The sequence below is a fragment of the Arthrobacter sp. B0490 genome, from assembly GCF_002929355.1.
GTDB lineage: Bacteria > Actinomycetota > Actinomycetes > Actinomycetales > Micrococcaceae > Arthrobacter_D.
The window spans coordinates 1-531 of record NZ_PJIR01000163.1; the positions used below are offsets into that span (position 1 = coordinate 1).

General features: G+C 59.9%; 1 protein-coding gene and 1 pseudogene. Both read right to left on the reverse strand.

The window, feature by feature from the left end; genetic code table 11:
* On the reverse strand, positions 1 to 284 hold a 284-nt coding region (locus tag CXQ97_RS21255), incomplete at its 3' end, for a helix-turn-helix domain-containing protein (protein ID WP_219815497.1).
* A 29-nt stretch (positions 285 to 313) separates the two neighbouring features.
* A pseudogene (locus tag CXQ97_RS21260) lies at positions 314 to 531 on the reverse strand (type IV pilus biogenesis/stability protein PilW); the annotation flags it as partial.

A 531-nucleotide genomic window follows, 5' to 3' on the forward strand; every position in this document is an offset into this window, starting at 1 on the left:
GGCTCTTCGATGCGCCCCAGGCTGTTGACGTTGCTTCCGGAAGCGTTGGTACCGGTGTGCAGGTCGAACTCCTGAACCAGGCGATTCTGATCCAACCCCAGCAACTTGGCATAGGCACGAACGTAACCCCGGGCAAAGGTGTGCCCTGGCAACTGGCTGAAATCACCGGCCTCGATGCGAGCCAGCGAGCGCTCGGTGAGATTCAGCTGCAGTGCAACTGCAGACAGCGGCCAGCCCTTGTCTTCGCGAGCTATACGCAGCGTCTCGCCGGGGTTGTTGCCCATCGGTGCAGCGGATTCTTGGTGCGGCGCGGTCATCGTTGCTCCGAAAGATATTGCTTGTATTCATCCGTACCGGGATACAGCCGCCTCAGCTGCAGCGCGAGGCTTGCAGCAGTGTCGCGGTCCTGATGGATGTTGGCCAGACGGATACCGAGCAGCAGACTCCGTGCGTTCTGCTCGGCCAGTTGGCTGAAGCTATCGTAGTAACGCTTGGCTGGAACGTATTGCTTGTCCTCGAAGGCCATGAGTG